General features: G+C 66.7%; 25 protein-coding genes. 16 read left to right on the top strand and 9 right to left on the bottom strand.

Annotated elements, in window-relative coordinates; genetic code table 11:
• The first annotated feature begins 92 nt into the window (after positions 1-92).
• The 7 genes from ftsH (at position 93) to KF796_13780 (ending at position 7,884) form a co-directional block, all read left to right on the top strand.
• On the top strand, positions 93-2,012 hold the full coding sequence (gene ftsH, locus KF796_13810; GenBank protein MBX3587709.1) for an ATP-dependent zinc metalloprotease FtsH: 1,920 nt from the start codon (positions 93-95) through the stop codon (positions 2,010-2,012).
• Between the two features lie 76 nt (positions 2,013-2,088).
• Positions 2,089-2,946, top strand: coding sequence for a dihydropteroate synthase (gene folP / locus KF796_13805; protein MBX3587708.1), 858 nt, complete (start codon positions 2,089-2,091; stop codon positions 2,944-2,946).
• Positions 2,943-4,301 (top strand): phosphoglucosamine mutase, encoded by a 1,359-nt coding sequence (gene glmM / locus KF796_13800; GenBank protein ID MBX3587707.1) that lies wholly within the window; start codon positions 2,943-2,945, stop codon positions 4,299-4,301. Before folP ends, glmM begins: the two co-directional genes overlap by 4 nt.
• The gene (locus tag KF796_13795; GenBank protein MBX3587706.1) at positions 4,298-4,849 is read left to right on the top strand and encodes an MOSC domain-containing protein; all 552 of its coding nucleotides are present in this window, start codon (positions 4,298-4,300) and stop codon (positions 4,847-4,849) included. The genes glmM and KF796_13795 overlap by 4 nt, the downstream gene beginning before the upstream one ends.
• A gap of 251 nt (positions 4,850-5,100) precedes the next feature.
• Complete coding sequence (locus tag KF796_13790) at positions 5,101-6,135, top strand: DUF2817 domain-containing protein (protein MBX3587705.1); 1,035 nt, start codon at positions 5,101-5,103, stop codon at positions 6,133-6,135.
• 43 nt (positions 6,136-6,178) lie between these two features.
• Complete coding sequence (locus KF796_13785) at positions 6,179-7,114, top strand: ABC transporter ATP-binding protein (protein MBX3587704.1); 936 nt, start codon at positions 6,179-6,181, stop codon at positions 7,112-7,114.
• A complete protein-coding gene (locus tag KF796_13780) occupies positions 7,111-7,884 on the top strand; it encodes an ABC transporter permease (protein ID MBX3587703.1) in 774 nt (257 codons plus the stop codon). Before KF796_13785 ends, KF796_13780 begins: the two co-directional genes overlap by 4 nt.
• On the opposite strand, the gene KF796_13775 is transcribed toward KF796_13780, so the two are convergent.
• Genes KF796_13775 through KF796_13755 form a run of 5 tightly spaced genes read right to left on the bottom strand, consistent with a single transcriptional unit; the run spans position 7,874 to position 10,824 of the window.
• Positions 7,874-8,587: an aquaporin family protein gene (locus tag KF796_13775; protein MBX3587702.1), complete on the bottom strand. Its 714-nt coding sequence runs from the start codon at positions 8,585-8,587 to the stop codon at positions 7,874-7,876. The two genes, KF796_13780 and KF796_13775, sit on opposite strands and share 11 nt — an antisense overlap.
• A complete protein-coding gene (locus tag KF796_13770; GenBank protein ID MBX3587701.1) occupies positions 8,584-9,465 on the bottom strand; it encodes a sterol desaturase family protein in 882 nt (293 codons plus the stop codon). The genes KF796_13775 and KF796_13770 overlap by 4 nt, the downstream gene beginning before the upstream one ends.
• A gap of 9 nt (positions 9,466-9,474) precedes the next feature.
• On the bottom strand, positions 9,475-9,984 hold the full coding sequence (locus KF796_13765; protein ID MBX3587700.1) for an arsenate reductase ArsC: 510 nt from the start codon (positions 9,982-9,984) through the stop codon (positions 9,475-9,477).
• Positions 9,985-9,994: 10 nt separating this feature from the next.
• Positions 9,995-10,459 (bottom strand): glyoxalase/bleomycin resistance/dioxygenase family protein, encoded by a 465-nt coding sequence (locus tag KF796_13760; GenBank protein ID MBX3587699.1) that lies wholly within the window; start codon positions 10,457-10,459, stop codon positions 9,995-9,997.
• Positions 10,460-10,470: 11 nt separating this feature from the next.
• Positions 10,471-10,824 carry a helix-turn-helix transcriptional regulator gene (locus KF796_13755; protein ID MBX3587698.1) on the bottom strand — a complete coding sequence of 118 codons (354 nt, stop codon included), beginning with the start codon at positions 10,822-10,824 and terminating at the stop codon, positions 10,471-10,473.
• A 248-nt stretch (positions 10,825-11,072) separates the two neighbouring features.
• Here KF796_13755 and KF796_13750 point away from each other — a divergent pair, with 248 nt between their 5' ends.
• The 5 genes from KF796_13750 to KF796_13730 are packed head-to-tail and all read left to right on the top strand — an operon-like array spanning position 11,073 to position 16,372.
• Positions 11,073-11,903 (top strand): GNAT family N-acetyltransferase, encoded by an 831-nt coding sequence (locus tag KF796_13750; protein MBX3587697.1) that lies wholly within the window; start codon positions 11,073-11,075, stop codon positions 11,901-11,903.
• Positions 11,900-12,769, top strand: coding sequence for a UDP-2,3-diacylglucosamine diphosphatase (locus tag KF796_13745; protein ID MBX3587696.1), 870 nt, complete (start codon positions 11,900-11,902; stop codon positions 12,767-12,769). The genes KF796_13750 and KF796_13745 overlap by 4 nt, the downstream gene beginning before the upstream one ends.
• Entirely contained in the window at positions 12,766-13,842 is a 1,077-nt protein-coding gene (locus tag KF796_13740; GenBank protein MBX3587695.1) for a glycosyltransferase family 1 protein, read from the top strand. The genes KF796_13745 and KF796_13740 overlap by 4 nt, the downstream gene beginning before the upstream one ends.
• Positions 13,842-15,908 carry a polyphosphate kinase 1 gene (gene ppk1, locus KF796_13735; protein MBX3587694.1) on the top strand — a complete coding sequence of 689 codons (2,067 nt, stop codon included), beginning with the start codon at positions 13,842-13,844 and terminating at the stop codon, positions 15,906-15,908. Before KF796_13740 ends, ppk1 begins: the two co-directional genes overlap by 1 nt.
• A gap of 2 nt (positions 15,909-15,910) precedes the next feature.
• Complete coding sequence (locus KF796_13730; protein ID MBX3587693.1) at positions 15,911-16,372, top strand: histidine phosphatase family protein; 462 nt, start codon at positions 15,911-15,913, stop codon at positions 16,370-16,372.
• Between the two features lie 37 nt (positions 16,373-16,409).
• Here the strand turns inward: KF796_13730 and KF796_13725 are convergent, their stop codons facing one another.
• The 4 genes from KF796_13725 to KF796_13710 form a co-directional block, all read right to left on the bottom strand.
• Positions 16,410-16,859, bottom strand: a complete 450-nt coding sequence (locus tag KF796_13725) for a hypothetical protein (GenBank protein MBX3587692.1) — start codon at positions 16,857-16,859, stop codon at positions 16,410-16,412.
• 75 nt (positions 16,860-16,934) lie between these two features.
• Complete coding sequence (gene ppx / locus KF796_13720; GenBank protein ID MBX3587691.1) at positions 16,935-18,425, bottom strand: exopolyphosphatase; 1,491 nt, start codon at positions 18,423-18,425, stop codon at positions 16,935-16,937.
• A gap of 88 nt (positions 18,426-18,513) precedes the next feature.
• The gene (locus tag KF796_13715; protein MBX3587690.1) at positions 18,514-19,659 is read right to left on the bottom strand and encodes an ABC transporter substrate-binding protein; all 1,146 of its coding nucleotides are present in this window, start codon (positions 19,657-19,659) and stop codon (positions 18,514-18,516) included.
• A gap of 20 nt (positions 19,660-19,679) precedes the next feature.
• Positions 19,680-20,162, bottom strand: coding sequence for a fasciclin domain-containing protein (locus KF796_13710; protein MBX3587689.1), 483 nt, complete (start codon positions 20,160-20,162; stop codon positions 19,680-19,682).
• Between the two features lie 198 nt (positions 20,163-20,360).
• Between KF796_13710 and pstS the strand changes: the two genes are divergently transcribed.
• The 4 genes from pstS to pstB all read left to right on the top strand — a co-directional run bounded on the left by pstS (position 20,361) and on the right by pstB (position 24,184).
• A complete protein-coding gene (pstS, locus tag KF796_13705) occupies positions 20,361-21,410 on the top strand; it encodes a phosphate ABC transporter substrate-binding protein PstS (protein MBX3587688.1) in 1,050 nt (349 codons plus the stop codon).
• A gap of 113 nt (positions 21,411-21,523) precedes the next feature.
• Positions 21,524-22,489, top strand: coding sequence for a phosphate ABC transporter permease subunit PstC (pstC, locus tag KF796_13700; protein MBX3587687.1), 966 nt, complete (start codon positions 21,524-21,526; stop codon positions 22,487-22,489).
• On the top strand, positions 22,486-23,376 hold the full coding sequence (gene pstA / locus KF796_13695) for a phosphate ABC transporter permease PstA (protein MBX3587686.1): 891 nt from the start codon (positions 22,486-22,488) through the stop codon (positions 23,374-23,376). The genes pstC and pstA overlap by 4 nt, the downstream gene beginning before the upstream one ends.
• A gap of 28 nt (positions 23,377-23,404) precedes the next feature.
• Positions 23,405-24,184 carry a phosphate ABC transporter ATP-binding protein PstB gene (pstB, locus tag KF796_13690; GenBank protein ID MBX3587685.1) on the top strand — a complete coding sequence of 260 codons (780 nt, stop codon included), beginning with the start codon at positions 23,405-23,407 and terminating at the stop codon, positions 24,182-24,184.
• The last annotated feature ends 63 nt before the right edge of the window (positions 24,185-24,247 follow it).

Genomic DNA, 24,247 nt, shown 5'->3' with positions numbered 1-24,247 from the left:
CAATGGCCTCCGTAGCGAAAATACATCATGCAGGCGCTTGAAAGACCTAAAATGGGTCGCACGTAGTCCTAGTCTTCCTATCGGAGCCCCAGTTGAACAATCAGTGGTTCTCAAAAATTGCAGTGTGGATGGTGATCGCCCTCGTGCTGTTCACCGTCTTCAAGCAATTCGACACACGCGGTGCAGCCGGCGCCAGCACCATCGGCTATTCGGAGTTCCTGCAGGAAGTCCGCAGCAACCGCATCAAGAGCGCCGTCATCCAGGAAGGCCAGGGTGGCACCGAGATCGTCGCCACCACCACCGATGACCGCCGCATCCGCACCACCGCCACCTACCTGGACCGCGGCCTGGTGGGCGACCTGATCACCTACAACGTCAAGTTCGACGTCAAGCCACGCGAGGAAGGCTCGCTCCTCATGACCCTGCTGGTCAGCTGGGGGCCGATGCTGCTGCTGATTGGCGTGTGGATTTATTTCATGCGCCAGATGCAGGGTGGCGGCAAGGGCGGCGCCTTCAGCTTCGGCAAGAGCAAGGCACGCATGCTCGACGAGAACAACAACCAGGTCACCTTTGCTGACGTGGCGGGCTGCGACGAGGCCAAGGAAGAAGTCAAGGAGGTCGTCGACTTCCTGAAAGACCCGCAGAAATTCCAGAAGCTGGGCGGCCGCATCCCGCGTGGCCTGCTGCTGGTCGGCCCCCCGGGCACCGGCAAGACCCTGCTGGCCAAGGGCATTGCCGGCGAGGCCAAGGTGCCGTTCTTCAGCATCTCGGGTTCTGACTTTGTGGAAATGTTCGTGGGCGTGGGCGCGGCCCGCGTGCGCGACATGTTCGAGAACGCCAAGAAGAACGCCCCCTGCATCATCTTCATCGACGAAATCGACGCCGTGGGCCGCCAGCGTGGCGCGGGCCTGGGCGGCGGCAATGACGAGCGCGAGCAGACGCTGAACCAGATGCTGGTCGAGATGGATGGTTTTGAAACCAACCTCGGCGTGATCGTCGTCGCGGCCACCAACCGGCCCGACATCCTCGATGCCGCCTTGCTGCGGCCCGGCCGCTTTGACCGGCAGGTCTATGTGCAGCTGCCCGACATCCGCGGCCGCGAACAGATTCTCAACGTGCACATGCGCAAGGTGCCGATCGGCCAGGACGTCAACGCCAGCATCATCGCGCGCGGCACGCCCGGCATGTCGGGCGCCGACCTGGCCAACCTGTGCAACGAGGCCGCCCTGATGGCCGCGCGCCGCAATGCGCGCGTGGTCGAGATGCAGGACTTCGAGAAGGCCAAGGACAAGATTTTCATGGGCCCCGAGCGCAAGAGCATGGTCATGCCCGAGGAAGAGCGCCGCAACACGGCCTACCACGAGTCCGGCCACGCCCTGATCGGCAAGATGCTGCCCAAGTGCGACCCGGTCCACAAGGTCACCATCATTCCCCGGGGCCGCGCGCTGGGCGTGACAATGAGCCTGCCCTCGCAGGACCGCTACAGCTACGACCGCGACTACATGCTCAACCAGATCAGCATGCTGTTTGGTGGCCGCATTGCCGAGGAGGTCTTCATGAACCAGATGACCACCGGCGCCAGCAACGATTTCGAGCGCGCCACCTCCATTGCCCGCGACATGGTCATGCGCTACGGCATGACCGACGCGCTGGGCCCCATGGTCTATGCCGAGAACGAGGGCGAGGTGTTCCTGGGCCGCTCGGTCACCAAGACCACCAACATGAGCGAGCAGACCATGCAGAAGGTCGATGCCGAGGTGCGTCGCATCATCGATCAGCAGTACTCGCTGGCCCGCAAGCTGATCGAGGACAACAGCGACAAGATGCATGCCATGGCCAAGGCCCTGCTCGAGTGGGAAACCATCGACAGCGACCAGCTCGACGACATCATGGCCGGCAAGGAGCCGCGCCCGCCCAAGGACTGGACCCCGCGCACGCCGCCCTCGGGCAGCAGCGGTGGCGGTTCGGGTGGCGCGCCCGTGGCCACCGATCCGGCGCCCACGGCCGCCTGATCTCGACCGCGAGCCATCGCGATGCAGGGGGCCTTCGGGCCCCTTTTTCATGCCCGCCGCAGGTGACAATCAGGCCATGCAGCACTGGCAGACCTCCCGCTTTCGCATCGATCTTTCGCAGCCCCAGGTGATGGGCATCGTCAACGTCACGCCCGACTCGTTCTCGGATGGCGGACAGCACGAGGACGCTTCGGCCGCGCTGGCCCATTGCGAGAGGTTGCTCCGGCAAGGCGCGCACATCCTGGACATTGGCGGCGAATCCACCCGCCCCGGCAGCCCGGCCGTGCCGCTGGATGAGGAACTGGCCCGGGTGCTGCCCGTGGTGCGCGGTGCGGTCGCGCTGGGCGTGCCGGTGTCGGTGGACACCTGCAAGCCCGAGGTGATGCAGGCCGTGCTGGACCTGGGCGCCGACATCATCAACGACGTATGGGCGCTGCGCCGCCCCGGAGCGCGCGAGGTCGTGGCGCGCCATGGCCAGTGTGGCGTTTGCCTGATGCACATGCACCGTGATCCCCAGACCATGCAGGTCTCGCCCATGAGCGGCGACGTGGTGCCCCAGGTGCTCTCATTTTTAGAGCAGCAAACGGCCGCCCTGATTGGACTCCAGGCCCAAAGGGACCGGATTGTGTGGGACGCGGGCATTGGCTTCGGCAAGACCGTGGCGCAGAACTTCGCGCTGCTGGCGCGCCAGGACGAACTGCTGGCCGCCGGCTACCCGCTGCTGGCCGGCTGGTCGCGCAAGTCATCCCTGGGCGCGGTGACGGGGCTGGAGGTGCAGGACCGCCTGGTGCCCAGCGTGGCGGCCGCCCTGCTCGCGGTGGACCGCGGCGCGCGCATCGTCCGGGTGCATGACGTGAAGGACACCGTGGCCGCGCTGCAGGTGCTGGCCGCTACAATTTCAGGAGCAGTCAATACAAAAGGGACAAGGCCATGAGCAGGAAGTACTTTGGCACCGATGGCATCCGGGGCACCGTGGGCCAGTTGCCCATCACACCCGATTTCGTGCTGAGGCTGGCCCATGCCGTGGGCCGCGTGCTCAAGCGCACCGAGGACAGGCCGACGGTGCTGATCGGCAAGGACACGCGCATCTCGGGCTACATGCTGGAAAGCGCGCTTGAGTCAGGCTTCAACTCGGCCGGGGTCGATGTGGTGCTGCTCGGGCCCCTGCCCACGCCGGGCGTGGCCTACCTCACGCGGGCCCAGCGCGCCTCGCTGGGCGTGGTCATCAGCGCCAGCCACAACGCCTACCCCGACAACGGCATCAAGTTCTTCAGCGCGCAGGGCACCAAGCTCACCGATGCCTGGGAAGAGGCGGTGGAGGCCGCGCTGGAGGAAGCGCCCGTGTGGGCCGACTCGGCCTCGCTGGGCAAGGCGCGCCGGCTGGACGACGCGGCGGGCCGCTATGTCGAATTCTGCAAGAGCACCTATGCCAGCGACCTCACGCTCAAGGGGCTGAAGATCGTGGTCGATGCCGCGCATGGCGCGGCCTACCAGATCGCGCCCATGGTCTTTCACGAACTGGGCGCCGAGGTGATCTCCATCGGTTGCGCGCCCGATGGCCTGAACATCAACCACGAGGTGGGTGCCACCCATCCCGAGGCGCTGGTGCGCGCGGTCAAGGCCAACCATGCCGACTACGGCGTGGCCCTGGATGGTGACGCCGACCGCCTGCAGGTGGTCGATGGCGCGGGGCGCCTGTACAACGGCGACGAGCTGCTCTACCTCATGGCCAGCGAGCGGCTGGACCGCCAGCCCGCCAACGGCCCGGACGTGAATGGCGGCCTGGGTGGCGTGGTGGGTACGCTCATGACCAACATGGCGGTCGAGGTGGCGCTCAAGGCGCGGGGCCTGCAGTTTGTGCGCGCCAAGGTGGGCGACCGCTATGTGCTGGAAGAACTCGAGAAGAACCGCTGGATCCTGGGCGGCGAAGGCTCGGGCCACCTGCTGGCGCTGGACAAGCACACCACGGGCGATGGCCTGATCAGCGCGCTGCAGGTGCTGCAGGCCTGCGTGCGCAGCGGCCGCACGCTGGCGCAGCTGCTGGCCGACGTGACGCTGTTCCCGCAGACGCTGATCAATGTGCGCCTGCGCCCTGGCCAGGACTGGAAGGCCAACACCTTGCTGGCCAGCGAAACCCGCGCCGTCGAGGCAGAGCTCGGCAACACCGGCCGCGTGCTGATCCGTGCCAGCGGCACCGAACCCCTGCTGCGCGTGATGGTCGAGGCGCGTGACGAAGCCCAGGCCCAGGCCTGTGCGCAGCGGCTGGTGGACGCGGTCAAGGCGGGATGAGCCGACCTGCCGCGACTGTCCTGGCTCTGCATCAGAGTGCGGAGCATGGATTCAGCAAAGCCAGCAGGCCGCAGATCCGTCTGCTGGCTGGCCTGGGGGGGGAGGGGGATGCCCATGCGGGAGTGACCGTGCAGCACCGCTCGCGCGTTGCCCGTGACCCGACGCAGCCGAACCTGCGCCAAGTCCATCTGCTGCATGCCGAACTGCTCGAGGAACTGTCCGGACGGGGTTTCGATGTCGCGCCCGGATCGCTCGGTGAGAACGTCACCACATCCGGCCTGGATTTGCTTGGCCTGCCTGCGGGGACCTTTCTGCGCATCGGTTCCGAAGCGGTGCTCGAAATCACCGGCCTGCGCAATCCCTGCCAGCAGATCAACCGCTTCCGTGCGGGCCTGATGAACGCGGTGCTGGACCGCGATGCGGCGGGTGGTTTGGTGCGCAAGGCGGGGGTGATGGCCGTCGTGCGCATCGGCGGCGACCTTCGCGTGGGAGACAGCATTGACGTGATGCTGCCCGCGCTGCCCCATCAGGCGTTGCAGCCGGTTTAGGCCTGACGCCTCAGCCGCGCCGTGCCAGGCGGTCGCGCAGCCGCCAGGCCTGCAGGCTCGCGAACTCGCCCAGGCCGCGCACCACGGCGAGCGAGAGGGCGGCGATTTGCAGTGGCAACAAGGGCAGGTGCTTCATGGCGGCTTTCAGGGGAACTGGCCCCACCCTAGCGCCTGAACATGACAAAACCATGTCAAGCAAACGCGCCCGCGTGCAGTAAGCTGCGCCCACTTTCGCCGCATGACTGTGCCCCTTGCCCACCCCTGGCCTGCCTGAACTTGACGACCTTGAACGTGCCATCGCGCTGGGCGGTGCTCGCCTTGCCGTGTCCAGTGTGCCCAGCAGCGCGCAGGCCGATGGCAGCCAGCTGCCGATCTACACGGTGATGCTGGGCAACCCCGCGCCGGATGCGCCGGCCGTGGGCTTTTTTGGCGGTGTGCACGGGCTGGAGCGCATCGGCTCGCAGGTGGTGATTGCCTACCTGCACACCTTGCTGATGCGCCTGCGCTGGGACGCCACGCTGCACCACCTGCTGGAACAGGTGCGCCTGGTGTTCATGCCCATCGTCAACCCGGGCGGCATGCTGCGCCACACCCGTGCCAATCCGAACGGCGTGGACCTGATGCGCAACGCGCCGGTGGACGCGCCGGGCCCGGTGCCCTTCCTGGTGGGCGGGCAGCGCCTGAGCGCGGGGCTGCCCTGGTACCGCGGCGCGCGCGGTGCGCCGATGCAGGCCGAGAGCACGGCGCTGTGCAGCCTGGTGACGCGCGAGCTGCAGGGCCGCCCGTTCAGCCTGGTGCTGGACTGCCATTCGGGCTTTGGCCTGCGCGACCGCCTGTGGTTTCCCTATGCCCACCGGCGCAGCCCCATGCCGCATCTGGCCCAGCTGCATGCGCTGCATGAGGTGTTCCTGCAGAGCCACCCGCACCACGCCTACATGTTCGAGCCGCAAAGCCTGCAGTACCTCGCGCATGGCGACCTGTGGGACCACCTGTACCTGCAGGCCTGTGCCCGCGGCGACGGGGTTTTTCTGCCGCTCACCCTGGAGATGGGCTCTTGGCTGTGGGTCAAGAAGAACCCGCGCCAGCTGTTTTCGCGCCGCGGCATCTTCAACCCGCTGATCGCGCACCGCCAGCAGCGGGTGCTGCGCCGGCACCTGCCGCTGCTGGACTTTGCGGCCCGTGCCGCGGCCGGCTGGCGCCACTGGCTGCCCGAGGGCGAGCCGGCGCAGCAGCACCGCCTCGCGGCGCTGGCGCGCTGGTATGCGCCCGATGCAGGGGCGTTCTGACCCCTGACAACCTGAAGCGCGGGGGTGCGCTATCCTTGCGCGCATGCCATCCATGCTTTCGGTGACCCACCTCTCCAAGAACTACGCCTCGGGCTTCAGCGCGCTCAAGAACATCAACCTCGAGATCGAGTCCGGGGAGATTTTCGCGCTGCTGGGCCCCAACGGGGCCGGCAAGACCACGCTGATCAGCATCATCTGCGGCATCGTCAATGCCAGCGAGGGCACGGTCACCGTGGGCGGGCACGACAATGTGCGCGACTACCGCGCCGCGCGCGCCATGATCGGCCTGGTGCCGCAGGAGCTGACCACCGACGCCTTCGAGTCGGTCTGGGACACCGTGAGCTTCAGCCGTGGCCTGTTCGGCAAGCCGGCCAACCCGCAGCACATCGAGAAAGTGCTGAAGTCGCTGTCGCTGTGGGACAAGAAGGACAACAAGATCCGCACGCTGTCGGGCGGCATGAAGCGCCGGCTGCTGATTGCCAAGGCGCTGTCGCATGAGCCGCAGGTGCTGTTCCTGGACGAGCCCACCGCGGGCGTGGACGTGGCGCTGCGTCGTGACATGTGGGAGCTGGTGCGCTCGCTGCGCGACACCGGCGTGACCATCATCCTGACCACGCACTACATCGACGAGGCCGAGGAAATGGCCGACCGCATCGGCGTGATCAGCCACGGCGAGCTGATCCTGGTCGAGGAAAAGGCCGAGCTGATGCGCAAGCTGGGCAAGAAGCAGCTCACGCTGAACCTGCAGCAGCCGCAGACAGCGTTGCCGGCCGCGCTGGCGGGCTACCAGCTGGCGCTGTCGGCCGATGGCAACGAACTCACCTACACCTACGACGCGCACGACCAGCGCGTGGACATCGTGGCGCTGCTCAAGGCCATCAGCGACGCGGGCATCGCGTTCAAGGACCTGCAGACCTCGCAGAGTTCGCTGGAGGACATTTTTGTGGATCTGGTCAAGGACAGGAGCGCCACCGCATGATTTTGGGCCTCAACTGGCACGCCATCCGTGCCATCTACCAGTTCGAGATGGCGCGCACCTTCCGCACGCTCACGCAAAGCATCATCTCGCCCGTGATCTCGACCTCGCTGTACTTCGTGGTGTTCGGCGCGGCCATCGGCTCGCGCATCCCGCATGTGGAGGGCATCAGCTACGGCGCCTTCATCGTGCCGGGCCTGATCATGCTGTCGCTGCTCACGCAGAGCATCTCCAATGCCTCGTTCGGCATCTATTTCCCCAAGTTCACCGGCACCATCTACGAGCTGCTCTCGGCACCGGTGTCGTACCTGGAAATATTGCTGAGCTACGTGGGCGCGGCGGCCACCAAGTCGATGATCGTGGGCCTGATCATCCTGGCCACGGCCGCGCTGTTCGTGCCGCTGCACATTGAGCACCCGCTGTGGATGCTGCTGTTCCTGGTGCTCACGGCCGTGACCTTCAGCCTGATCGGCTTCATCATCGGCATCTGGGCCGACGGCTTCGAGAAGCTGCAGGTGGTGCCGCTGCTGATCATCACGCCGCTGACCTTTCTGGGCGGCAGCTTCTATTCCATCAGCATGCTGCCGCCGGTGTGGCAGACCGTGGCGCTGTTCAATCCCGTGGTCTACCTGATCAGCGGCTTTCGCTGGGCCTTCTATGGCCTGTCCGACGTGAGCCTGGCCCTGAGCCTGGGCATGACCACGCTGTTCCTGGTGGTGGCGCTGGGCATCGTGACCTGGATCCTCAAGACGGGCTACCGCCTCAAGACCTGACCGGTGGCTCCAGCGGCGCCTGGTGCGAGACCGGTGCCAGCCAGCGCGCCAGCAGCGTCCCGGCCACGGCGCCCGCGCACTGGCCCAGCACGAACCCGGGCGCGCTGGACGGCGCGATGCCGGCAAAGCTGTCACTGAGCAGGCGGCCCAGCACGGCGGCCGGGTTGGCGAACGAGGTGCTGGCCGTGAACCAGTAGGCCGCGCCGATGTAGCAGGCCACCAGCCCCGCCACCTTGCCCGGCGGCGAGCGCAGGATGACCAGCACCAGGCCGGCCGTGGCCACGGCTTCGGCCAGCCACTGCGGCGGGCCACTGCGCAGCTTGCTGCTGAGCTGCAGCAGCTCCATGCCGAACATGGCGTGGGCCAGCAGCGCGCCGGCAACCGCGCCTGCGAGCTGGCTTGCTATGAAAACCGTAGCTGAAAGTGCCCGCCGGTCCTGGACTACAGCCTTGTTTGACATCAAAACCAGGGTCACCACGGGGTTGAAGTGCGCGCCACTGACCGGCCCCAGGGTTTCGATCAGCACATACAGCGCGAACACGGTGGCCAGGGTGTTGGCCAGCAGCGCCACGGCCACGTTGCCGCCGGCCAGCCGCTCGGCCATGATGCCCGAGCCGATCACCGCGCACAGCAGGCCGGCCGTGCCCACGAACTCGGCTAGCGCCCGGCGCGCCAGGGGTGCGGGAATGTCTGCCGCGCTCATGGTTTGCAGCAGGCCGGGCTGAACATCGAGAGCACCTGCGCAAAAAACGGCTCGCGCGCAGGGTAGCGGCTCGGGCCGTACAGGCCCACCTGAGCCGGCGCCCCGTGCTGCGGCGCGCGGTAGGTGCCAAACACCTGGTCCCAGATCACCAGTGCGCTGCCAAAGTTGCTGTCGCCCTCGCCGCGCTGGCTGGAATGGTGCCAGCGGTGCAGCGCGTTGGTGCTGAACACGTGGTTGAGCCAGCCGTGGCGCAGGGGCAGGTTGACGTGCTGGAGCATCTGCACCGGCTGGCTGAGCGCGATGTAGCCCAGCAGGGCGTCGGCGGGCGCGCCCAGCCACATCAGCGGCAGCAGGCTGAGCAGGTGCTTGAGGGCGTATTCCAGCGGGTGCACCCGGAAGTTGTTGATGGCGTGCAGCCGCTCGCTGCCGTGGTGCAGGGCGTGCAGCCACCACAGCGCGGGCACGCTGTGATGCCAGCGGTGCGCCCAGTACCTGCCCAGCTCGGCCAGCAGGGTCACCACCAGCACCTGCAGCGCGAAGGGCAGGCCGGCAAGAAAGTCCTGGGGCGGGCCCGTCCAGCGGTACAGCGCCAGCACCGCCAGCGGTGAAGCCCATTTCAGCAGCGGCTGGACCGCGCCCACCAGCACGGCAAAGCTCAGCCAGTCGGTGGTGGTGTCGGTGGGGGAGTCACCCCGGGGCTGGTTCCAGTCGCGGCGGTAGGGCACGCGGCGCTCCAGCCACAGGGCCAGGCCCAGCGCGGCCAGGCTGGGCACCAGGATGGCCAGTTCCATGGGGCCGCCGGTGGCGCGCGCCCAGGCAAAGGCGCCCAGGCTGGCCAGCACCGAGGCCGGCAGTAGAAGGGTCAGCAGCAGGTTCATGGCGCGGGTTCAGACGGTGGCGGGCGTGGCGAGCTCACGCGCACGGGTTTGCAGCGCGAGTTTGTCGATGCCGCCGGCCGGCAGGCTCACCAGCAGGTCGAGCCGGCGGCGGATGGCATGCAGGGTCTGGCGGAAGGCTTCGAGCTTCTGCTCGTCACTGCCCTCCAGCGCCGAAGGGTCGGCGTAGCCCCAGTGGGCCGTGGCCGGCTGGCCGGGCCAGTAGGGGCAGGTTTCGCCCGCCGCGTTGTCACAGACGGTGATGACCAGGTCCATGTGCGGTGCATCGGGCAGGGCAAATTCATCCCAGCTCTTGCTGCGCAGGCCGTCGGTGGCAATGCCCGCGGCCTGCAGGACTTTCAGGCCCAGCGGGTTGGGCTGCTGGTTCTCGCGCGGGCTGCTGCCGGCGGAGAAGCCCCTGAACCGGCCGTGGCCGATGTGGTTGAGCACGGCTTCGGCGAGGATGCTGCGGGCCGAGTTGTGGGTGCACAGGAACAGCACGTTGACGGGGGTCTGGCTCATGGCGTGACCCTCAGCAGCAGGCTTTGGCCGGAGCGCCGGCGGGCGCGCTGGCCCTGGCGGGGCCGGCGCAGCAGGCGGCGGCCGCAGTCGCTGGCCGGGCCTCGCTGAACACGGGAATGGTGTCCAGCGTCTGGAACTGCTCCCAGGCAATGCCTTGCGGGTCGGTCAGCCAGTATTTGTCGCTGCGGGCATAGCAGCAGGTGGTTTCGCCTTCGTCCAGCAAGGCCATGTCGGCGCGCGCGGCCCGGCCCTTGAGAGCCGCCAGTTCCTCGGGCGAACCCACCTGGATGCCCAGATGGTCCACGCCGGGCTTGTCGCCGCGCGTGGAGATGGCAAAGTTCACCGGCGGGTCCTCGAGCATCCATTTGGCGTAATCGTTTTCCGTGCGCGCCGGCGGCTGGTCGAACATGGCTGAATAAAAGGCGATGTTCTTGGCAAGATCGTCCACATGGACGTGAACATGGAAGCGTTTCATCGAAGGGCTCCTCAACAGGTGGAACAGGGGGTGGATTCGGTGACCGCGCAGCTGGCGCCCTGGCAGCAGTGCTCGGTCAGGTAGGCGAGCAGGGCGTTCATCTGCTCGAAGCTCGCGCGGTAGATCAGGTTGCGGCCGCGGGGTTCGCTGCTGACCAGGCCGGCATGGGTCAGCTCCTTGAGGTGAAAGGACAGGGCGCTGGGCGCCACGCCCAGCTGTTCGGCGATGGCGCCGGGCGTCAGGCCGTCCGGCCCGGCCACCACCAGCGCCCGGAACGCCCGCAGCCGCTGGGGCTGCGCCAGCGCGGCCAGCGACTTCACGGTGGTGGCTTCGTCAACGGCGAGTACAGTGCTTGTTATTTCCATATTTCAATAATAGTTGAATTATGGAATCTTCTCAAGCCAGCAACCGATGACCGTCGATGTGCTTCCAATTTCATAGCGAACAGTGCCCGCCAGTCCTGGACTCCAGCCTGTTTTTGTCATGAATCTGCCATGGTTTTGACATGGCGGTGTCACCACGCGATCACACACTTGCCGCATCAACAGCGACAAGGAGAAGCCATGAACGCCCTGATCCAGACGCCCAGGCTGTGCCGCAAGGAGGCCCGCGCATGAACGAACTGCCCAACCCCACGCTGCCGCTGTCGCCCGTGTCCTTGCCCAGGGGGTCACTTCACCGCCGCGATCGTCAAGTCGTCCCTGAAGCTGGGCGCAGCGGTATTTCGGTTTCGTGGGCGCAGCACCAGGACGAAGTCCGCCAGGCGCAGCGCCTGAGGCACCTGGTTTTCGCCCAGGAAATGGGTGCGCGGCTGAACAGCCCGCTGGCCGGCCACGACATTGACCTGTTTGACGACTATTGCGAGCACCTGCTGGTGCGTGACATCGAGACGCTGGAAGTGATCGGCACCTACCGCGTGCTCACGCCCGCGCAGGCCCGCCGCGTGGGCAGCACCTACAGCGACACCGAGTTTGACCTGACCCGCCTGCGCGCGCTGCGCGAGCGCATGGTGGAACTGGGCCGCAGCTGCGTGCACCCTGACCACCGTCACGGCGGCGTGATCCTGGCGCTGTGGGGCGCGCTGGCCGAGTTCATGGTGCGCAACCAGCTGGACACCATGATCGGCTGCGCCAGCATCCCCATGCTGCACAACGGCGTGGTCAGTGGCGACTTTGCCGCCAGCATCTGGCACCAGGTGCGCCAGACCCATCTGGCGCCCATCGAATACCACGTGCGGCCGCGGCTGGCGCTGCCAGTGGAGGTGCTGGACGGTTCGCTCGACATCGAAGCCCCGGCCCTGATCCGCGGCTACCTGCGCCTGGGCGCCAAGGTGCTGGGCCCGCCGGCCTGGGACCCGGACTTCAACACCGCCGACCTGCCCATGCTGATGCGCATTGCCGACCTGCCGCCGCGCTACCGCAAGCATTTCCTGGGGGGGCAATGAGGGCATTGACCGGCCCGATCGCCTTTGACGCCCTGGGCAGCTGGGGCGGCTTTGGCGCCGATGGCGGCGCCGACCGCGACGAAGACTCTGGCCGCCCGCTTTACCGGGCGGTTTTCATATCGGACCTGCATCTGGGCACGCCGGGCTGCCAGGCCGAGGCGCTGCTGGACTTCCTCAAGGCCTACCCGAGTGACTACCTCTACCTGGTGGGCGACATCGTGGACGGCTGGCAGCTGCGCCGGCGCTGGTACTGGCCGCAGGCGCACAACGATGTGGTGCAGAAGCTGCTGCGCCGTGCCCGCAAGGGCTGCCGCGTGGTCTACGTGCCTGGCAACCATGATGAGTTCGCACGGGAATTCATTGGCCATCAGTTTGGCGGCATCGAAGTGATCGACGAGGCCGTGCACCAGACGGCTGACGGCCGCAAGCTCTGGGTCATCCATGGCGATTACTTCGACGGTGTGATCCAGTGCGCCAAGTGGCTGGCCTACGTGGGCGACAACCTCTACGAGTTCACGCTCAAGCTCAACCGCTACCTCAACAACCTGCGCGGCCGCCTGGGCCTGCCGTACTGGTCGCTGTCGGCCTACCTCAAGCACAAGGTCAAGAAGGCGCTGAACTACGTGACCGACTTCGAGGTGGCGGTGGCCAGCGAGGCGCGCAAGCGCGGCCACCAGGGCGTGGTCTGCGGCCACATCCACCGTGCCGAGATGCGCGAGATCCACGGCACGCTGTACTGCAACGACGGCGACTGGGTGGAAAGCCGCACCGCGCTGGTCGAGCACCTGGACGGCCGGCTCGAGCTGGTGCACTGGGAAACTCCCCAGCCCGCGCGGCAGGCCGTGGCGCGGGCGGTGGCGTCATGAAGATCGCGCTGGTCACCGATGCCTGGCAACCCCAGGTCAATGGCGTGGTCACCACGCTGGTGGAACTGGTGCGCGAGCTCCAGCGGGCCGGGCATGAGGTGACGGTGATCCACCCGGGCCTGTTCCGCACGCGGCCCTGCCCGGGCTATGCCGGCATTGACCTGGCCGTGCGGCCCCGCCGTGCGCTGGCCGAGCAACTGGACCGCCTGCAGCCCGAGGCCGTGCACCTGGCCACCGAGGGCCCGCTGGGCTGGGCCGGGCGGGCGCACTGCCTGGCGCGCGGGTGGCGCTTCACCACGGCCTTTCATACCAAATTCCCGGAAATCCTGAATGCGGCGCTCAAGGTGCCGCTGGCCTGGGGCTACGCGCTGTTCCGCCATTTTCACCGGCCCTCCGCCGGCGTGATGGTTCCCACCCACGGCGTGCTGCGCATGCTGGAGGCACGCGGCTTCCGCAACCTGAGGGCCTGGACCCATGGCGTGGACACCCAGCTGTTCCGCTACGAGTCCCTGCCTCAGGAGCACGAGCTCATGGGCAGGCTGCCGCGCCCCGTGGCCTTGTTTGTGGGGCGGGTGTCGTATGAGAAAAACATCGAGGCCTTCCTGCAACTGGAGTTTCCGGGCACCAAGGTGGTGTGCGGGGTGGGGCCGCTGGAGGCCCAGCTCAAGCAGCGCTTTCCCAAGGTGCGCTGGCTGGGGCTGTTGCCGCGCGATGAGCTGGCCCGCGTTTACGCGGCGGCCGACCTGTTCGTGTTCCCCAGCCGCTCCGAGACCTTTGGCCTGGTGATGCTGGAAGCCATGGCCACGGGCACGCCGGTGGCCGCCTACCCCGTGGACGGGCCGCTGGAGGTGCTGGGCGAAACCCCGCAACAGGGCGGTGTCCTGCACGAAGACCTGCTGCACGCCTGTTACGCTACGCTGGCCGTCCCGCGCCACGAGGCCCGGGCCCGGGCGCTGGCGTTCAGCTGGGAACAGGCCACGCAACTGTTTGCCAGTTACCTTGTGCCGGTGTCACAGAGCTGTCATCAAACCACGGAACACTGTCAAAAAACAGTCATCCCACTGTCACCGTAATGTCTCAAGTCCCCGGCGTTCCGTTTCTGGACCGCGACCACAGCATCCTGGCTTTCAACGAGCGCGTGTTCGACTGGGCACGCCGGCCGGATGTCCCGCTGCTCGAGCGGCTGCGCTACCTGTGCATCGTGTCGTCCAACCTCGATGAGTTCTTCGAGGTGCGGGCCGCGCCGCACCTGACGGCGGCCCAGTCGGGCGCGCTCAAGGGCCTGTACACGGTGGGGACGTACACCGAGCTGTCGCGGGCCGCCCACGACCTGGTGGCGCGCCAGTATGCGCTGTACAACGACGAGCTGATGCCCACATTCAAGAAGCATGGCATCGAGATCGTCTCGCATGGCGACCGCGACCCGGCCCAGAAGAAGTGGGTGGACGACTATTTTGAGCGCGAAGTGCGCCCGCTGCTGATTCCCGTGGGGCTGGACCCGGCCCACCCGTTCCCCCAGGTGGCCAACAAGTCGCTGAACTTCATTGTGCGGCTGGGCGGCAAGGACGCCTTTGGCCGCCACAACGAGATCGCCATCGTCAAGGTGCCTCGGGTGCTGCCGCGCCTGATCCGCATGCCGGCGCGGGTGTCGGGCAAGAAAACCCTGTTTGTCTCGCTGTCCAGCGTGATCCGCGCGCACTTGCACAACCTCTTCCCGGGGCGCGATGTGGGCGAGTTCTCGCAGTTCCGCGTGACACGCCATTCGGATCTGGCCGTGGACGAAGATGACGTGCGCAACCTGCGAACCGCCTTGCGCCAGGGGCTGCAGCAGCGGCACTATGGCCAGGCGGTGCGGCTCGAGGTCTCGGCCGGCTGCTCGGAATACCTTTCGGCCTTCCTGCTGCGCCAGTTCAGTCTGCCCGAGGCGGCGCTGTACCGCGTGCACGGACCGGTGAACCTGGTGCGCCTGACCCAGCTGGTGGACCTGGTCAACGACCCGAAGCTGCTGTTTCCGGCCTACGCCGCCGCATACCCTGTCCAGCTGCTCGACGGGGCCAGCTTTTTCGAGCGGCTCAAGCAGGGCGATGTGCTGATCCACCAGCCCTATGAAAGTTTTGACGGTGTGCTGGATTTCCTGCGCGAGGCCGTGAACGACCCGCAGGTGCTGGCCATCAAGCAAACCATCTACCGCACGGGCACCGACCCGGTGCTGATCGACCTGCTGCGCGAGGCCGTGCGCCTGGGCAAGGAAGTGACCGCGGTGGTGGAGCTCAAGGCCCGCTTTGACGAAGAGGCCAATATCAACTGGGCGGAGTCGCTCGAGGCCGTGGGCGCGCAGGTGGTGTACGGCGTGGTGGGCCTCAAGACCCACGCCAAGATGCTGCTGGTGACGCGGCGCGAGGGCGCCCAGTTGCGCCGCTATGGCCACCTGTCCACCGGCAACTACAACCCGCGCACGGCGCGCCTGTACACCGACCTGAGCTACCTCACGGCCGACGCCCAGCTCACGGCCGACATGGACGCGTTGTTTGTCCACCTGGCCAGCCAGAGCCGCCTGCCCCGACTGCACAAGCTGTGGCTGGCGCCGTTTTACCTGCACAAGCGGCTGATCGAGAAGATCGACGCGCTGGCGGCAGCGGCGGCGCAGGGTCAGGGCGCGCGCATCGTGGCCAAGATGAACGCGCTGACCGACGAGGCCCTGATGAACGCGCTGGTGCGCGCCGGGCAGCAGGGCGTGAAAATCGACCTGATCGTGCGCGGCGCCTGCATGCTGCCGGCCCAGGTGCCCGGGGTGACCGACAACATCCGGGTGCGCTCCATCATCGGGCGCTTCCTGGAGCATTCGCGGGTCTTCTATTTCCGCTGCGGTGAGGAAGAAGACCTGTACCTGGCCAGCGCCGACTGGATGAACCGCAACATGCTGCGCCGCATCGAGCTGGCCTGGCCCGTGACCGACCCGGCGCTGCGCCAGCGCGTCATCGACGAATGCCTGGTGGCCGGTCTGCACGATGGCCGCGATGCCTGGGACCTGGGGCCCGACGGGAGCTACCGGCGGGTGGACCCGGATGTGCCGGGCCATGGCTCGCAGGCCGCGCTGATGGCACGCTACACCGCGCGGGCGCGCACGACGGGCGCATGATCATGGACCTGATTTTGTGGCGCCACGCGGAAGCTGAAGACTGGGTGGAAGGCTGCAATGACCTGGAGCGCTCGCTGACCTCGCGTGGCGAGAAGCAGGCCCTGCGCATGGCGCAATGGCTGGACCGGCAGCTGCCCGAAGGCACGCGCATTCTCTGCAGCCCGGCGCGCCGCTGCGAGCAGACGGTGCTGGCGCTGGGGCGCAAATACAAGCTGCGGCCCGAGCTGGCGCCCGAAGGCTCGGCCGCGCAACTGCTGGACGTGGCGCAATGGCCCGCCTCGCGCGTGCCGGTGCTGGTGGTGGGGCATCAGCCCACGCTGGGGGAGGCCGTCGCGCAGCTGCTGGCCATGAAGCACGGGACCTGCCCGGTGCGCAAGGGCGCGGCCTGGTGGATCCGCAACCGTGAGCGCGATGGCCACGCGCAGACCATGGTGGTGGCCGTGCAGTCGCCCGACGCGCTCTGAGCCACGGTGCAGCCCCGGACGGATCCGGGGCCGTCTTTCAGGCCGACTTGGGACGGCCCGTCTTGATGGCTGGCACGGCCGAGAGCGCGGCCTTGAACGCCACATCCGACATGGCGGCCAGCGCCTTGATGCCGGCACGCAGCAACTCGCTCTTCTTGGCCGGCGTGCCCAGCTTGGCGGCCCGCTGCTTCAGATCGTCCAGCACCGTGAACTCGGCCTTGGGGATGGTGAAGCTGTCACGCACCAGCTTGGGCTTCTTGGGCTTTTCCGGCTTGACGGGTTTGGCGGCCTTGGGCTGCGTCGCCTTGGGCGTGGCTGCGGGCTTGGCCGCCGGCTTGGTCGCCGGCTTTGGCGCAATGGCCTTGGCCTTCTTGGCGGGCGCCTTGGGTGCCGGCGCCTTCGCGACGGGGGCCTTCACCGCGGGCGCTGCCGCGGGCTGAACCGGCGCTTTGACCGGGGAGGGGGTGGGTTTTTTCGCAGTTGCCATGGGTGCTGTTCTCGGAGATTAAACGGTATATACAGTTTATATTGTTTTCATTCCGGCAGGCAACCGCGAGGGCCGTCAGCCCAGCGCCAGCGTCCACGGCATCTTCTGCCAGGCCACCACTTCCTCGCGCAGCAGGTGGGCCGACTGCGGGAAGGCCGTGGTCCAGTCGGACCGGCAGGCGAGCCGGACGCGGCGCGCCGCCCGGTCGCTTTGCAGCTGCATGCCTTTGAGGTCGGGCTCGCGCCGGGCGTGGCACAGCAGCACTGCCAGGCGCAGCGCCAGCAGCTGGTGGACGAACACTTCGTCTTCAAAGTCAGCGTCGAGCTTGCGTAATTTGCCGCGGTGCCCGAGCACCAGCAGGCCCAGGCGGTGCAGCTCGGGCAGGGCAAAGCCCGGCGCATCGGCGTTGTCAAGAATGTAGGCGCCGTGCTTGTGGTAGTCGCTGTGCGAGATCTGGCTGCCGATCTCGTGCAGCTGGGCTGCCCATTGCAGCTTGCGCTGGCAGCGCTCCAGCTCCTCCGCGCTGTCGCCGGCGCGCAGCTGGCGCAGCAGCAGGGCAGCGGCCTTGCCAACGCGCTGGGCCTGGGCCGCGTCCACGTCGAACTTGAGGGACAGGCGCTGCACGGTGTTGGAGCGCACGTCGGTCTCGCCGTGCTGGCGGTCCAGCAGGTCGTACAGCACGCCATGTCGCAACGCGCCCTGCGCGGCCTGCATCTCGACGATGCCCAGCAGCTCGAACACCGCGCGCAGCACGCTCAGCCCGCCGCCGATCACGGCGCGGCGGTCTTCCTTGAGGCCGTCCAGCCGCACCCGTTCGGCGCTGCGGGCCTCCAGCAGGCGGGCCAGCAGCCAGTCCAGGCCGTCGAGCGTGACGGTGCCGGCAGGCCAGCCGGCCGCCGCGAGCACATCGCCGACCGCCCCGATGGTGCCTGACGATCCGTAGGCCACCTCCCAGGTGTCCGGTCGGTAGGCATTGAGTGCCTCGTCCAGCACCGCCTTGGCGGCGATCTCGGCCATCTGGAAGGCATGGGGGGTGAACTGGCCGTCGGCAAAGTACTTCATGGACCAGGCGACGCTGCCCACGCGAAACGATTCCATGACCCTGGCGTCCAGGCCCTGGCCCAGGATGAGCTCGGTGGACCGGCCGCCGATGTCCACCACCAGCCGCCGTTCATCTGACTGGGGCAGCAGGTGGGCCACGCCCTGGTAGATCAGCCGCGCTTCCTCGCGGCCCGAGACCACGTCGATCGGGAAACCGAGGACCTGGCGCGCCCGGGCCAGAAACTCGTCGCGGTTGCGCGCCTCGCGCAGGGTCTGCGTGGCCACCGCGCGCACCTGGGCCTTGCGAAAGCCCGCCAGGCGCTCGCCAAAACGGGCCAGGCAGTCCCAGCCACGCTGCATGGCCTGGGGGGTGAGGTTGCGCTCCGCATCCAGGCCATTGCCCTGGCGTACGGTTTCCTTGAGGTATTCGGTCCGGTGGATCTGCCCGTGGTCGAGGCGGCCGATTTCGAGGCGGAAGCTGTTGGAGCCCAAGTCCACAGCGGCGAGGCGGGTACCGTTTTGCATGTTGGCTGTTGTCGTTGCCGGGCCAGCATAGCAAACGTGGCGGGCAGGCGCGGCGCGGCGGGCGCGCCGCGTGTCCATCTTCACCGGCTTATCCGATCACGCGGCCGTCGGAAGTCAGCATGCTCTGGGTGACATAGGTGGCGCTGCGCCGCTGCGGGTTGAAGACCACGCGGTAGCCGCCCACATCCACGGTCTCGCGCCGCTGGAAAGCGGTCAGCGCGGTCTGGCGGGTGAGGTTGCCCTCGAGGTCATTCAGTACTTCATAGGTGTAGCGCGCGGCGATGAAGCCGGCCAGGCTGAGCGAGACCGGGGGCTCGTCAAACAGGCGGCCCATGGTCTCGCGGTAGGCGCGCACCACCGGGAGGCTGGCGTTGGTCAGCGGCACGGCCTGCGTGGCTATGACCGGGGTGCTGCGCGCGCCGCCCATCTGGATCATGGTCTGCAGGTTCACGTCGGCCAGCGCCACCACATAACGCTGGCGCTGCTGCTTGTCCAGGCCCTGGGTGAACTGGACCAGCTCAGGGGTGCCCCCCACGAACAGCAGGATGGCCGGGGTGCCCGGGGTCAGCACCTGGCCCAGACGCGAAAGATCGCCGTTGGCGCGATAGGACTGCAGCCGCAGGCTCATCCCGCTGGCAATGCGCTCCAGGTCCTCGTGGTATTGCGCATGGTCCTGGGGCGTGCCATAAATGGCCCCCAGCTCCTTGACGCCCATGACGGTGAGCGACTTGAGCGCATGGCCAATCTGCTCCTGGCGAGCCGCGAAGATCGGGAAGGTGCGCTCATCAACCTCCACGCTCGAGTTCTGCAGCCAGGGCGCGACGTGGGCGATGCCGGCGTTCTGCCGGCGCAGTTCGGCCACCACCTGCGCCGCGGCGGGGTCGCCGGCGGTGCCGGACAGCACCACGCAGGCCGGGTTGTCGAGCAATGGCTTGAGCGCCGCGCGCACGCCCTCGGGCGTGCCGTCCACTTCCACGGACACATGCTGCACCAGCCGCCCGCGCACGCCGCCTCGGGCATTGATGTCCTGCCAGGCCGCGCGCGAGCCGATCAGGAAGTCCTTGGACACATCCTGTTGCGCGGCCGAGGTGTCAAACAGCTGGGCCACGATCAGGTTGCGCGTGCCGGCGCCGGCTTTGCCTGGCTGGGCCCAGGAGATGGCCGGCGCCGCAGCCAGTGCGGTCAGTGCCTGCAAAGTGCGGCGGCGGCTTGCAGAAAGGGGTAGGTCAGTCATGGGGGGCGATGGGGGGCGCGTCACTTCTTGGGCGGCATCAGCACGCGGTCCACGGTGTGCACCACGCCGTTGCTGGCGTTTTTGTCGGCGGTTTGCACCATCGCGTCTTCCACCGTGACGAAGTCACCCGCACGGGCCAAGTGCACGTCCGCGCCATTGGCCGTTTTGGCCTTGCCCAGCTGGATGTCCCTGGCCATGACCTTGCCCGGAACCACATGGTAGGCCAGCAGGGCTTTCAGGTGCTCGGGGTGCCGGGCCAGATCGTCCATGGTTTTGGCCGGCACCGCCTTGAAGGCCTCGTTGGTCGGCGCGAACACGGTGTAGGGGCCCTGGGCCTTGAGCATGTCGCTCAGGCCGGCCTTGACCACCAGACCGTTGAGGGTGCTCAAGGAGGGGTCGTGCGAGAGGGTGTCAGCCACCGACATGGGGGCCTGGTCTGGCGTGGCGCAGGCGGTGACCAGGGCGGTGAGGGCGACGGCGGCGAGTGTGCGGCGATGAAACATCTGGTTTTCCCGGAGTAGTAAGAAGTTCACAGGCTATGCGGGCCTTATGACGCCCAAATGACGGAAATTTGACTTTTCCGTGACGCTTTTTCGGGGTTTTCGGGGGAGCGGCGCTGTCATGGATGTCATATCAATGTCACAAAAGCTTCTTACAGTCCGCTCAAACCTTCCTCAACCCTTGTTCTCAAAGGTACTTCCATGAACATGAAATTCCGCTTCGCCACCCTTGCTCTTGTCGCTGCGGCGACGATGTCCTACGCCGGTATCGCCGGTGCGCAATCCAAGGAAGTGACCGGCGCCGGCGCCAGCTTCCCCGCACCCCTGTATTCCAAGTGGGCGGCCGACTACAACAAGGCCACGGGCGTGCGCATCAACTACCAATCCGTGGGTTCTGGCGCCGGCATCAAGCAGATCGACGCCAAGACGGTCGATTTCGGCGCTTCCGACATGCCCCTGAAGGACGAAGACCTGACCAGCAAGGGCCTGATGCAGTTCCCCACCGTGATCGGCGGCGTGATCCCCGTGGTCAACATCAAGGGCATCGCCCCCGGCCAGCTCAAGCTCAATGGCCAGGTGCTGGGCGACATCTACCTGGGCAAGATCACCAAGTGGAATGACCCGGCCATCAAGGCCCTGAATGGCTCGCTGGCCCTGCCGGATGCCGCCATTGCCCCCGTGCGCCGCGCTGACGGCTCGGGCACCAGCTTCATCTTCACCAACTACCTGAGCAAGGTGAACAAGGAGTGGAGCGAGAAGGTGGGCGTGGGCACCGCCGTGAACTGGCCCGTGGGTGCGGGTGGCAAGGGCAATGAAGGCGTGGCCGCGTTTGTCGGTCGCCTGCCCAACTCCATCGGCTACCTCGAATACGCGTACGTCAAGCAGAACAAGCTGACCTACGCACAGCTGCAGAACGCCGAAGGCAACTTCGTGTCGCCTGACGACAAGGCCTTCAAGGCCGCCGCTGCCGGTGCCGACTGGGCCAAGAGCTTCTACCAGATCCTCACCAACCAGCCCGGCAAGGATTCCTGGCCCATCACCGGTGCCACCTTCATCCTGATGCACAAGACCCAGGACAAGCCGGCCCAGGCCACCGCTTCGCTGAAGTTCTTCGAGTGGGCCTACAAGAATGGCGACAAGACCGCCGACGACCTTGACTACGTGCCGATGCCCGACGTGGTGAAGGCCCAGATCGCCAAGGCCTGGGATGGCATCAAGGACGGCTCGGGCAAGACCGTCGCCTACAAGTAAGCCACTTTCGCCAACCGACCTGAAGGGCCTCCAGCGTGTCCTCTACACTTCCCGCCAAAGAGGCTCCTTTTCACCTCGCCGGCACGGTTGCCGGCAAGGGGCCGGTGCGCGACATGACCACTCCTCCTCCTGTTAGGCCCGCGCGGGCCGGCTCCCTGGCTGACCGGCTCTTTGGCTGGGCCGCCAAGGGGGCCGCCCTGGTGACCCTGGGCCTCCTGATCGGCATTCTGCTGTCACTGATCACGGGGGCCTGGCCGGCCATTGCCAAGTATGGGTTGGGTTTCCTGACCAGCAGCGTCTGGGATCCGGTCAAGGACGAGTATGGCGGGCTGGTGATGATTTACGGCACGCTGGCGACGTCCTTCATCGCGTTGCTGATTGCCGTGCCAGTGAGCTTTGGCATTGCGTTGTTCCTGACGGAACTGTCCCCGGCCTGGCTCAAGCGGCCGCTGGGAACGGCGATTGAGCTGCTGGCCGCGGTCCCTTCCATCGTCTATGGCATGTGGGGCCTGCTGGTGTTTGGCCCCATCCTGGCCACCTATGTGCAGCAACCGCTGCAAAGTCTTTTTGCCGGCGTGCCTTATCTGGGCGCGCTGGTGTCGGGCCCACCCGTGGGCATCGGCATTCTCTCGGCCGGCATCATCCTGGCCATCATGGTGATTCCGTTCATTGCCTCGGTGATGCGCGATGTCTTCGAGGTCACGCCCGTGCTGCTCAAGGAGTCTGCCTACGGGCTGGGCGCCACCACCTGGGAAGTGGTTTTCAAGGTGGTGCTGCCTTACACCAAGGCGGGCGTGGTGGGCGGCATCATGCTGGGCCTGGGCCGCGCGCTGGGCGAAACCATGGCAGTCACCTTCGTCATTGGCAATTTCAACCAGTTGGACACCCTGTCGCTGTTCCAGGCGGCCAACAGCATCACCTCGGCGCTGGCCAACGAGTTCGCCGAGGCGGGCGAGGGCCTGCACCAGTCGGCCCTGATCTACCTGGGCCTGGTGCTGTTCTTCATCACCTTCGTGGTGCTGACTTTCTCCAAGCTGCTGCTGGCCCAGCTGCGCAAGAACGAAGGGGCCAAGTCATGAGCACCGGTACCGGACAACGGCTTCTGGCGGCGGCCGATCTGGCCGCCACCCGCCAGACCAAATACAACGCGCGCAAACGCGTCAACCAGATCGCGTTGACCCTGTCGCTGATGGCCATGGCCTTCGGCCTGTTCTGGCTGGCGTGGATCCTGTTTGAGACCGTGCGCCTGGGGATTGGCGGCATTGCCATCGCCACCTTCACCCAGTCGACGCCGCCACCCAACGAGGTGGGCGGGATCGCCAACTCGCTGTACGGCTCGTTCCTGATGGTGTCGCTGGCCACCTGTGTGGGAACCCCGGTGGGCATCATGGCGGGCATTTACCTGGCCGAATACGACCCGAAGGGCTGGCTCGCCGAGGTGACCCGCTTTGTCAACGACATCCTGCTGTCGGCGCCGTCCATCGTGATCGGCCTGTTTGTCTATGCGGTGATCGTGACGCGGTTCAAGACCTTCTCGGGCTGGGCCGGTGTGATCGCGCTGGCGCTGATCGTGATTCCCGTGGTGATCCGCACCACCGAGAACATGCTGAACCTCGTGCCGCCCGGCCTGCGCGAGGCCGCCTACGCTCTGGGCGCGCCCAAATGGAAAGTCATTATCAGCATCACCTTGCGCGCGGCGCGCGCGGGGGTGGTGACCGGGGTGCTGCTGGCCGTGGCCCGCGTGGCGGGCGAAACCGCGCCGCTGCTGTTCACCGCGCTGAACAACCAGTTCTGGACTTCCAACCTCGGTGAGCCGATGTCCAGCCTGCCGGTGACGATCTTCAAGTTTGCAATGAGCCCTTACGAGAACTGGCAGCAGCTGGCCTGGGCCGGTGTGTTCCTGATCACGCTGGCGGTCCTGGGGCTGAACATCCTCGCGCGGGTGCTGACCCGCAACAAGACCTGATGCGCGTGGCGCGACCGAAAGAAACGACATGAATACCCTGACCACCCACGCAGAAACATCCAAGATATCGGTCCAGAACCTGGACTTCTATTACGGGAAGTTCCATGCCCTCAAGGGCATCAACCTCGAAATCCCAGAGAAGAAGGTGACGGCCTTCATCGGCCCGTCGGGTTGCGGCAAATCCACGCTGCTGCGCATCTTCAACCGCATGTACGAGCTGTACCCCGAACAGCGCGCGGAGGGCAAGGTGGTGCTGGACGGCGAGAACCTTCTGACCTCCAAGCAGGACGTGGCCCTGATCCGCGCCAAGGTCGGCATGGTGTTCCAGAAGCCCACGCCGTTCCCGATGTCGATCTACGACAACATCACCTTTGGCGTGCGCCTGTTCGAGGACCTCAGCGCGACCGACATGGAGGAGCGCGTGGAATGGGCGCTGCGCAAGGCCGCGCTGTGGACCGAGGTCAAGGACAAGCTGCACCAGAGTGGCGCCAGCCTGTCGGGCGGTCAGCAGCAGCGGCTGTGCATCGCTCGCGGCATTGCGATCAAGCCCGAAGTCCTGCTGCTTGACGAACCCTGCTCGGCGCTGGACCCGATCTCCACCGCCAAGATCGAGGAACTGATTGCCGAGCTCAAGAGCGACTACACCGTGGTCATCGTGACGCACAACATGCAGCAGGCCGCTCGCTGCAGCGACTACACCGCCTACATGTACCTGGGCGACCTGGTCGAATTTGGCGAGACAGAACAGATGTTCTTCAAGCCCAAGCGCAAGGAAACCGAAGACTACATCACCGGAAGATTCGGATGACAGCCCCGAAGCGGCCTGCGGCCGCCTCCCCCTTGAGGGGGCAGCACCAACTGCCTGGCAAAG

Origin of the sequence: Ramlibacter sp. (assembly GCA_019635435.1) — a bacterium.
GTDB lineage: Bacteria > Pseudomonadota > Gammaproteobacteria > Burkholderiales > Burkholderiaceae_C > JAHBZM01.
Note: the sequence above shows the minus strand (reverse complement) of the source record. Positions and strands in the feature narration are given on the sequence as shown.